This is a genomic window from Streptomyces sp. NPDC055078, assembly GCF_053607985.1.
On sequence record NZ_JBSGUP010000295.1, the window covers coordinates 1 to 9,864 of the forward strand.

At 69.7% G+C, this 9,864-nt stretch carries 8 protein-coding genes; 5 read left to right on the plus strand and 3 right to left on the minus strand.

What is annotated here, in order from left to right; genetic code table 11:
• Window positions 1-151: 151 nt before the first annotated feature.
• Window positions 152-517, minus strand: coding sequence for an NTP pyrophosphohydrolase (locus tag ACWF94_RS23235; protein ID WP_453491592.1), 366 nt, complete (start codon window positions 515-517; stop codon window positions 152-154).
• Complete coding sequence (locus ACWF94_RS23240; protein WP_453491595.1) at window positions 510-1,439, minus strand: hypothetical protein; 930 nt, start codon at window positions 1,437-1,439, stop codon at window positions 510-512. The genes ACWF94_RS23235 and ACWF94_RS23240 overlap by 8 nt, the downstream gene beginning before the upstream one ends.
• Before the next feature lie 83 nt (window positions 1,440-1,522).
• Here ACWF94_RS23240 and ACWF94_RS23245 point away from each other — a divergent pair, with 83 nt between their 5' ends.
• The 5 genes from ACWF94_RS23245 to ACWF94_RS23265 all read left to right on the plus strand — a co-directional run bounded on the left by ACWF94_RS23245 (window position 1,523) and on the right by ACWF94_RS23265 (window position 8,461).
• Window positions 1,523-2,701 (plus strand): CapA family protein, encoded by a 1,179-nt coding sequence (locus tag ACWF94_RS23245; protein ID WP_453491597.1) that lies wholly within the window; start codon window positions 1,523-1,525, stop codon window positions 2,699-2,701.
• Window positions 2,702-2,938: 237 nt separating this feature from the next.
• Window positions 2,939-5,158, plus strand: coding sequence for a cache domain-containing protein (locus ACWF94_RS23250; RefSeq protein ID WP_453491600.1), 2,220 nt, complete (start codon window positions 2,939-2,941; stop codon window positions 5,156-5,158).
• A gap of 4 nt (window positions 5,159-5,162) precedes the next feature.
• A complete protein-coding gene (gene pgsB, locus ACWF94_RS23255) occupies window positions 5,163-6,890 on the plus strand; it encodes a poly-gamma-glutamate synthase PgsB (protein WP_453491603.1) in 1,728 nt (575 codons plus the stop codon).
• Window positions 6,887-7,369 carry a poly-gamma-glutamate biosynthesis protein PgsC/CapC gene (locus ACWF94_RS23260; protein WP_453491606.1) on the plus strand — a complete coding sequence of 161 codons (483 nt, stop codon included), beginning with the start codon at window positions 6,887-6,889 and terminating at the stop codon, window positions 7,367-7,369. The genes pgsB and ACWF94_RS23260 overlap by 4 nt, the downstream gene beginning before the upstream one ends.
• A gap of 21 nt (window positions 7,370-7,390) precedes the next feature.
• The gene (locus tag ACWF94_RS23265; RefSeq protein WP_453491609.1) at window positions 7,391-8,461 is read left to right on the plus strand and encodes a C40 family peptidase; all 1,071 of its coding nucleotides are present in this window, start codon (window positions 7,391-7,393) and stop codon (window positions 8,459-8,461) included.
• A gap of 64 nt (window positions 8,462-8,525) precedes the next feature.
• Here the strand turns inward: ACWF94_RS23265 and ACWF94_RS23270 are convergent.
• A partial coding sequence (locus ACWF94_RS23270; RefSeq protein WP_453491612.1) for a 3-hydroxyacyl-CoA dehydrogenase family protein occupies window positions 8,526-9,864 on the minus strand: 1,339 nt, incomplete at its 5' end.

Sequence of the window (9,864 nt, forward strand, 5' to 3'; positions counted from 1 at the left end):
GCATGCGCCATCGCATCGAGCACTGCGGCCTGCCGACGGACGAGCAGATCACGCGCATGGGCGAGCTCGGTGTCGTCCCCGTCATGCAGCCGCAGCACCACCTCCGCACCGGCGACGGCACGCTGACGGCGGTCGGCGACCTCGGCCACCGCTACAACCCGGCCGGCCCCTGCCTGCCCGCCGGCGTCCCGGTGGTGTTCAGCTCCGACGCGCCCGTGGCCCCGCCCGCCAGCTCCACGATGTGGTCGTCCCCGCTGCCGGGCGCGGACTCGACCCGTACGCCGGGGACCGAGGCCACCCCTCGGGCGGCGCCCTCGACCACCAGGACGATGTCCAGGGGGCCCGGGGTGCCGGGGACTCCGTCGGCCGCGTAGGGCAGGAGACGGTCGCGGAGGCGCTCGGCGGCACCGCGGCGGTCGCGCCACCAGCCGTCGGGGACGGAGCCGACGACATTCGCGGCGTCGACGATCAGCAGGGCCCTCCGCGCGGCCGTCCCGTCACCCGTCCCGTCACCCATTCCGCGCCCATTCCGCGGTGACCCGCTCCATCGCCGCCACGGCTCGCGTGGCCTGTCCTTCGCTTGTGCGCAGCCTGTTGCTGAACTCGACGTGGAGGAAGGGGACCTGCTCGGCCTCGGCCTTGCCGCCCTGCACATTGGTGCGCCCCTCCAGGGGGCAGGAGGCGGCCCAGGCGCGGCAGACCGCGAAGTCCCGCTTCCGCAGGGCGTCGGCGAGCAGCCGGGCCTCGCGCAGGGCGACGCGGCCCCGGCCGGTGGACGCGACGACGTCATGACCGGGTACGGAGTCATCGGCGAAGCCGTGGAGCTGGATGCCCGGGAGTCCGCGCTCGGCGAGTTCGCCGCAGACCGCGTCGAAGACGGTGTCGGTGCGGTGCGCGGCATCCGCGGCATCGCCCCGTCCGGCTTTGCGATGTGCTCCTGCGATCACCAGCACGCCGCCGGGCGAGCCGAGCAGCACCCGCGTGCCGAGCTGTTCCGTCGTTCGGTCCGCCACGGGGTGCGGTACCTGTACGGACCAGCGGGCGCGGCCGTCGAGGCTGATGTAGACGCGCCCCCAGCCGCGCGGCGCGGGGGAGTCGTCCGTACGGTCCGCGACTTCGGCGAACCGCCGCCCGGTGACGCGGTCCGTCACCGTCCGGACGGCGAAGTCGATGTCCTTGAGCCGGCGCTCCGCCTGGCCGCGCCGGCCGTCGATGAGGAGGGCCACACCGCGTGCGACCGTACGCCGGTCGGCGGCCGTCGGCGGACGGTAGCCGGTGCCCTCGCCGAAGCGCGCGGTGTACCGGCCCACCCGCTCGGTCAGATCCAGTCTCTCGGGGCCCCGGCTGTCCGTGGTGTCCCCGCTCCGGCTGTCCGTGGTGTCCCCGCGCGGGACCAGAGTGATCACGACCCCCAGGGCGATCGCGGCCGCCCCTGTCATTGTTGCGATCGTTACCATCTTTGTTCGTTTGGTCATCATCGTCGTATAAAAATAGCCCAGTGATGAAACACCCCCACAGTTTGATGACTACTTCCCTGCTGCTGCCCGCGATGCTGTTCGGAGCGGTCGCCTGTGGCCCGTTCGGGTCCGACGACGACGCGGCACCTGGCGGGGACCCCGCCTTCACCGTGGCCGCCGCGGGGGACATTCTGATCCACCCGGAGCTTACGGAGCAGGCGCGTCGGGATGCCACGGTCACCGGCAAGGGCGAGAAGGGCATCGACTTCGGGCCGATTATGGCCGGTATCAAGCCAGTGATCAGCAAGGCCGATCTGGCGATATGTCATTTCGAACCGGTGACGGGCAAGCCCGAGGGACCTTTCCGGAGTTATCCCGACTTCCTGGTGCCGCCCCAGATCGCCGCGGCGATCAAGGACATCGGCTACGACACCTGCTCCACGGCCTCCAACCACACGCTCGACCACGGCGCCAAGGGGGTCAAGAACACGCTGGACACCCTGGACCGAGCGGGCCTGAAGCACACGGGGTCGGCCCGGACCCGGGCGGAGGCGGAGAAGCCGCTGATCATGGACGTCAAGGGCGTGAAGGTCGCGCAGTTGTCGTACGCCTTCGCGTTCAACGGCAAGAAGACCCCCAAGGGCAAGTCCTGGATGGCCAATCTGACGGACTTCGACAGGATCGCCGCGGCGGAGAAGCGGGCCCGGAAGGCGGGCGCGGAGGTGGTGCTCCTGAGTATCCACTGGGGCCGGGAGAACTGGCCCAACCCGAGCCGCTCGCAACTCGCGCTCGGCCGGCGCATCGCCGAGAAGACCGGGATCGACCTGGTCATCGGCCACCACGCCCATGTCGTCCAGCCCATGGAGAAGGTCAACGGCACCTGGATCGCCTACGGTCTGGGCAACCAGATCGCCCGTCATGACGTGCCCACCGGGCTGACGGAGGAAGGCGCCATCGGCTGGTTCGAGTTCCGCGAGCGCGACGGCCGGTGGGATGTGACGGCGAAGTACGCCCCCACGATCGTCGATATCCCGCCGGACCCGGATGAAGCGGGCGCGCTGCCCGATGGGGCCGTGAAGGATCACCGGCTTCTCGATGTGGCCGCCGTGCTGCGGGAGGGGGGCGGTCTGTCCAAGGAGCAGCGCTCCCGGTACCGGCTGGCCTTCGAGCGCACCCAGGGCACCATGCTCAACCGGGGCGGAGCCGATGACGGGCTGCGACCGCTGATGCCGCTTCCCGGCTGAGTGTGCTGCCACAACGGGTGCCCTTAAGGGCACATCGTTTCGATCTGTGCAGCCATTTGTTCATATAGTCCGTCTGATCAATTCGGGGACGTGTTGATGCCGTGGCACGATACAGCCCTCGCGCCCTTTCCTGTCATATGCGGAAATATCGGGCGCTGTTGGGTATTTCCGTGAGAGGAGCCTCCGTTGGCCGCTTCGAAGGCAGGGCGGCGACACAAAGTCCGCCGACGATCAGATATGTCGCTGTTGGGTGGCATACGTCCGCCCATAGCTGTTCTATCGGTTCTGCTGCTCGCTCTCGCGGGCTTCACCGCCCTCACCCTCGGGCGCGTCGAGGACGCCCCCGTCCCCGAGGCCGTCATGACCTCGCAACAGCACTTCGCCGAGGACAGCGCGATAGCCATGCGTGCCTCCATCGACGAGAGCATCACCGACCTGACCCGGACCGCCGGGCTGTTCAACGCCACCGAACCCGTGTCGGCCGACGCGGTCCTCGACAAGATCGGCAACGTCTATCAGAAGTGGATGGGCACCGCCGTCGTCGAGATCAGATCGGGCAAACTGCTCGCCGCTCGCGGGGAGAATGTGCCGCTGACCGCCGTCGACCGCGCCAAACTCGGTGAGAAGAACGGGCTAGCGCCCCGCATGGTACGGCTGGAGAACGGTGAGACCCGACTGCTCGCCTTCGCGGTGCTCACCTGGAAGGGCGAGCCGCAGAAGCTGCTCATCGCCTCCAACAGCCTCCGGTTCCCCGGCGTCAGCCTCGGCAAGTTCCGCTCCATCGCGGTCATCGACCGACGCGCCCAGGTGCTGAGCGACGACGGCATCCCCGAGCCCGAGCAGGTCCTCACCGATCTCCAGCGCGAGGAGGTCGCCCATGCGGAGAAGCAGCTCAAGACGTTCGCCAAGACGGCGGCGGCCAAGTCGCGGCAGAACCCGCTGAAGTCCAAGGAACCCGGTTCCGGCGGCTTCCACGGGGTCAGCGGCAGCCTCACCGGCGGTATCCATCTCGGCGACCGCTCGGTCGCCGGGTACGCCACCCTGGCCGGTCCCAAGGCCGGTGAGGCCACCGTCGCCACCAGCCTCGGTCTCACCGTCGTCGCCATGGTCAAGGTCGCCGAGACCCCCGGCACCACCAGCAGCCCCGCCTTCGGGCTCGCCGCCGCCGGCGCCCTGCTGCTCATCGGCACCCTCACCGTCGCCCTGCTGCTCGGCACCGTCCAACGGCCCCTCATCCGGCTGTTCCTGGAGAGCCGGCGACTGACCCGCGGCGACCTCGCCCGGCCCGTCACCACGCCCCGGTACGGCGAAGCGGCCCGGATCGGCGCCGCCCTGGAGCGACTACGGCAACAGCTCACCGGCGAGGACGCCACCGCCGACGCCCCGCGCCGCCGACGCTTCGGCGCCCGCTCCCTGCTCGCCGTGGCCGGCGTACTGCTCCTCGTCTGGTGCGCACCCCTCCTGCTGCTGCTCAACCGGGCCGGGGACACCGTCGTCGTACCGCAGCAGGTCGTCAACGATCAGCGCGAGCGCACCGACACCCTCGCCGACCGGGTGCGGCGCGCGCTCAACGAGGGCTACACCGATCTGCTGTCCGTCGCCGCCCTGATCGGCGGCGGCACCGAGCGCTCCGAGATGACCGAGGTCCTCGAACAGACCCTCGGCCAGCATGCGCGCTACGAGACGCTGTACGTCGTCGACGACCGGGGCACTGTCCTCGCCCGCGCCGGAGGCGATCCCCGCAGCGCGGGCAAGGCACCCTCCACCGTGCCGATCCGCATCCTCGACGACCGGGCGGAGGAACCGGTGATCGTGGGCACCGCCGGGACCTCCGGGCGCCGGGGAGCGGCCGTCGTCGGAGAGTTCCGTATCGACTTCCTCAATTCGCTGCTCAAACGGCCCGGCCTCGGCGAGATCGTCGTGGTCGACCGCGAACGCCGCGTCATCGGCGCCAACACCGGCTATCTCGCCTTCGAGAAGCTGCCAGGCACCCGTCTCGACGAACTCGTCGAAGGCACCAACCAGAAGGTCGGCATGAGTCCGCGCCCCAGCGGTGTCCTCTACCGGGACGGCGGCGACATCCAGATCGCCGCAGCCGCGCCCTTCGTCGGCGGCGGCGCCGCGAAATCCCTCGGCTGGACCGTGGTGAGCCATCAGCCGGCGTCCGGGCTGTCCATCTCCGAGTACCGGCTCCAGAACCGCACCGTACTGGCCGGACTGCTCGGTGCCACCGCGGCGGCGGCGTGCCTGGGCTGGCTGCACATCGTCGTCGTCCGCCCTCTGCGAGCCCTCGCCGACCAGGCCGACGCGCTCGCCGGCGGAGAGCGCCGAACCGTTCTCTACCCCCGGCACCACGACGAGGTCGGAGCCGTCACCCGCAGCCTCGAACTCCTCCGCCAGCAACTGCCGGACCAGCGCAGGCGCGAGAGCGCCGGCAGTCTCGCCGGAAGGAACTGAACCGGTGCTCTTCCTCTACTCCGTACTGGTCGTGTGCAGCGCGATCCTGCTCGTCGCGGGCATCGTCGAGCAGCGGCGGCACTTCACCAACCTCGAACACATCCCGACCCGGGTCCTTGTCAACGGCATCCGCGGAAAGTCGTCCATCACCCGGCTCTGCGCCGGCGCCCTGCGTGGCGGCGGCCTGACGACGGTCGCCAAGACGACCGGAACGGCGGCCCGCTTCATCCACCCGGACGCCACCGAGGAGCCGGTCTACCGGAAGTTCGGCATCGCGAACGTCGTGGAGCAGATCGGTATCGTCCGCCGCGCCGCCGCCTACCGCCCGCACGCGCTCGTCATCGAGTGCATGGCCGTCATGCCCGCGCTCCAGGAGATCAACCAGTCCAAACTGATCCGCTCCACGATCGGTGTGCTGTGCAATGTCCGCGAGGACCATCTCGCCGAGATGGGCCCCACCCTCGACGACGTGGCGCGCTCACTGTGCCGGTCCATGCCCGAGGACGGCATCTGCGTCACCGCCGAGAAGGAGCGGTACGACATCCTCCAGGAGGAGGCCGACGCCCGGAACTGCCGGCTGATCTACGCGGACCCGGACACCGTCAGCGACGACGAGCTGCGCGGCTTCAGCTGGTTCACCTTCAAGGAGAACGTTGCCATCGCCCTCGCCGTCGCGGAGCTGCTGGGCGTGGAGCGGGCGACCGCCCTGCAGGGCATGTACGACGCCCCGCCGGACCCGGGCGTCCTCTCCGTCGAGCGGTACACCACCGAGGACGGCAAGCGGCTGCGCTTCGCCAACGTCTTCGCCGCCAACGACCCCGAGTCGACCCTGATGAACATCAATCAGCTGCTCGACCTCGGAGCCATCCACCGGCCGCTCAACGTCGTCATCAACTGCCGCCCCGACCGGGTCGAGCGCAACGGCCAGATGGGCGAGATCATCCCCGGTCTCGACCCCGACCAGGTTTTTGTGATCGGCCACCCGGCCAAATCGGCCATCGACGCGATCCCCGCCGACTACCGCTCGCGCGCGGTCGACCTCGGCGGCGAGCGGCGCGACCCCGAGGAGTTCATGGCCGAACTGCTCGGCCGGCTGGGACCCGACTCCTCCCTGGTCGCCATCGGCAATATCCACGGCCAGGGCGAGCTGCTGCTGGAACACCTCGCGGAACTCCCGGCCGACGAGAGCCCCGACGACAGCCCCGAGAACCGCGACGACAGCCCCGAGAACCGCGACGACAGCCCCGAGAACCGCGACGACAGCCCCGAGAACCGCGACGCGAACCCCGACGAGAAACCGCCCCAGGGTGCCGCACCGGCCGGCGGCCGACACCACGGCGACCCGGCGGACGCGGACCGCACCGCGGAACCGGCGGCCGACTCCTCCGAGACGATGCGGCTCTACGTGCCGCACATCGACCCCTACCGGCAGTACTCGGAGGCGTACGAGTCGCGCTACTCGACCCAGCAGCTTCCCCAGGTCCACATTCCGGCCCAGCCCACCGGCGACCGCCCCGCACCCGAGGCCGCCGCCGAACCGGTGCGGAACGCGGAGCTTCCCGCCCCGGCCCGGGAGCGGCAGCGCGCCCCGCGCGAGCAGACGGAGGCCCAGCGGCCCCGCGGCCTGTTCGAACCCCGCGTCCCGCCCGCGGTCCCCGCCGTCCCCGCCGACGATCAGTCACGGTCCGCATCAGCCGACCAACCGTGGCACAGCCCAGGAGAACAGCGTTGATCCCGTCCGTCCTCACCCCGGAGATCGCCGCCATCGGCATCGCTCTGGGACTCCTCTTCTCGCTGGTCTGCTACCTCACCACCAACCTGTCGCCCGGCGGCATGATCACCCCGGGGTGGCTCGCGCTCACCCTCGTCGAGGATCTTCAGCGTGCTGCCATGGTCGTCGGTGTCACGGTCCTGACCTATGTGTCGACCCTGGTGATGCAGAAGTTCGTGATCCTCTACGGCAAGCGGCTGTTCGCCGCGGTGGTCCTCACCGGTGTGATGCTCCAGGCCACCGTGATGATCGTGCTCTCGCTCGAATTCCCGCTGATGTACAGCAACCAGACCCTCGGGTTCATCGTCCCGGGCCTGATCGCCTATCAGCTGGTCCGCCAGCCCAAGGGACCGACACTGCTCGCCACCGGCTCGGTCACCCTCATGGCCTATGTCGTCCTCACCGCCGGGATACTCCTCGGCGTCATGCCCTCCGCCTGACCTCCCACCGGAGCCGATCCCATGAGTCCGAAGAAGAAGCGCCCCGTCCTCCACGCCGTGACCGTGCTCGCCCTGCTGGGGAGCAGTGCCTATCTCACCGTGGAACTCCGCGCGGACGAGCAGGCCGCGGCACCCGAGGTGCACGCCGTCACCGACACTCCGCACCTCGGCGCCGCCGCCGACGAGAAGGGCAGCGCCCAGAAGTGGGAGCGGCTGAAGAACCCCGACCGCTCCGTGCTGCGCGGCGACAAGGGGCAGGTGCTGGCGACCTTCACCGACCAGGCCCGTACCGCCACCCTCAAGGGCCCCAGCCGTACCTTCTCCGAGCCGGCCAACACCAAGTCCCGGGTGGTGACCGAGAACTGGGTGCGGCTGATGCCGGAGCCCTGGCGGAAGGGCGCCGAGAAGGAGAAGTGGTTCAAGGACTGGTTCAAGGAGTTCTTCGGCAGCGAGGAGGACGACGTCTTCGCCATGGGTTTCCAGTACGTCCAGGGCGCCCCGGTCAAGAAGGACGACGAAGGCATCGCCTACGCCGGCGACGCCAACTTCGGGCCGCTCAACCCCAACGGCAGCGAGGGCAACGACCTGCGCGAGGAGCTGTCCGACTTCTACGACTACCTCGGTATCCCGTACACCTTCCGGGACGGCGCCAGCAAGACCTCGGAGGCCAAGCGCGCCCGGTCCGCCGACTGCTCCGGCTATATGCGGCTGCTGTGGGGCTACCGCGCCCGCTATCCGCTGGCCTCCTCGGACAAGTCCGGCGACGGACTGCCCCGTACCGCCAACGGCATGGCGCGCTCGGAACTCGGCGCGAACATCATTCCGCTCACGAGCGTGGGCCCGGAGGGCCGCCCGAAGTCCATCGATCTGCTCCAGCCGGGCGACCTGGTCTTCTTCAAGCTCGATGAACGCACCAAGCAGCGCATCGACCACATGGGCACCTACCTCGGCCATGACACCGACGGCAATATGATCTTTCTGTCCAGCCGTGAGGAGGTCAACGGCCCCACCATCGGCGACAAGGGCGGAGCATCGCGACTGAACGGCAACGGCTACTACGCGAGCACGCTGCGCAGCGCCAAGCGCCTCTGACCCGGTCAACCGCCTCGGGGTCGTACGGGACACGCCCGTACGACCCCTTCGCGTAGCGCCCGCGCTACGCCGGCACGCTCGCCACCCCCGGCGCGAGGAACGGCTTCCCGTTCACCCGCCGCGAGACGCCCTCGCGGTCCAGATACGGCGTGATGCCGCCCAGATGGAAGGGCCAGCCCGCGCCCGTGATCAGACAGAGGTCGATGTCCTGGGCCTCGGCCACCACGCCCTCGTCCAGCATCAGACCGATCTCCTGCGCCACCGCGTCCAGGACGCGTGCCCGGGTCTGCTCCTCGGTCAGGACGACATCGCCCTGCTCAAGGAGCGCGGCGACCTCCGGGTCCAGCTCCGGCCTGCCGGAGTCGTGGACGTAGAAGCCGCGCTTGTCGGCCTTGACGACGGCCGCCAGGTTCGCCGAGACGGTGAAGCGGTCCGGGAAGGCCCGGTTGAGGGTCTGGGAGACATGCAGACCGATCGCCGGACCCACCAGCTCCAGCAGGACGAGCGGAGACATCGGCAGCCCCAGCGGCTCGACGGCCCGCTCGGCCACCTCGACCGGGGTGCCCTCGTCGATGACGTTCTGGATCTCGCCCAGGAAACGCGTCAGGATGCGGTTCACCACGAACGCGGGTGCGTCCTTGACCAGGACGGCGGTCTTCTTCAGCTTCTTCGCCACCCCGAACGCGGTCGCGAGCGAGGCGTCGTCCGTCCGCTCACCCCGGACGATCTCCAGCAGCGGCAGCACCGCGACCGGGTTGAAGAAGTGGAAGCCGACGACCCGCTCGGGGTGCTTGAGCTTCGACGCCATCTCGCTGACCGACAGCGAGGAGGTGTTCGTCGCGAGGACGGCGTGAGCCGGGGCGACGGCCTCGACCTCGGCGAACACCTTCTGCTTGACGCCCATCTCCTCGAAGACGGCCTCGATGACGAAATCGGCGTCCGAGAAACCTTCCGCCTTGTCGAGCACCCCGGTCACCAGGGCCTTGAGACGGTTGGCCTTGTCCTGGTTGATACGGCCCTTGCCGAGCAGCTTGTCGATCTCGGCGTGGACATAGCCCACACCCTTGTCGATCCGCTCCTGGTCGATATCGGTGAGCACCACCGGCACCTCAAGGCGGCGCAGGAAGAGCAGCGCCAGCTGAGAGGCCATCAGACCGGCGCCGACGACGCCGACCTTGGTGACCGGGCGGGCCAGCGCCCGGTCCGGCGCACCCGCCGGGCGCTTGGCGCGCTTCTGCACCAGATTGAAGGCGTAGATACCGCTGCGCAGCTCGCCGCCCATGATCAGATCGGCCAGCGCCCGGTCCTCGGCGTCGAAACCGGCCTGGAGATCCCCGTCCTTCGCGGCGGCGACGATGTCCAGCGCCCGGTAGGCGGCCGGGGCCGCGCCGTGCACCTTGGAG

Excerpts from the sequence above, each read along its gene's own strand:
- ACWF94_RS23245 (WP_453491597.1), top strand. The coding sequence starts at position 1,523 with ATGACTACTTCCCTGCTGCTGCCCGCGATGCTGTTCGGAGCGGTCGCC.
- ACWF94_RS23240 (WP_453491595.1), bottom strand. The coding sequence starts at position 1,439 with ATGACAGGGGCGGCCGCGATCGCCCTGGGGGTCGTGATCACTCTGGTC.
- ACWF94_RS23250 (WP_453491600.1), top strand. The coding sequence starts at position 2,939 with ATGTCGCTGTTGGGTGGCATACGTCCGCCCATAGCTGTTCTATCGGTT.
- ACWF94_RS23235 (WP_453491592.1), bottom strand. The coding sequence starts at position 517 with ATGGGTGACGGGACGGGTGACGGGACGGCCGCGCGGAGGGCCCTGCTG.
- ACWF94_RS23265 (WP_453491609.1), top strand. The coding sequence starts at position 7,391 with ATGAGTCCGAAGAAGAAGCGCCCCGTCCTCCACGCCGTGACCGTGCTC.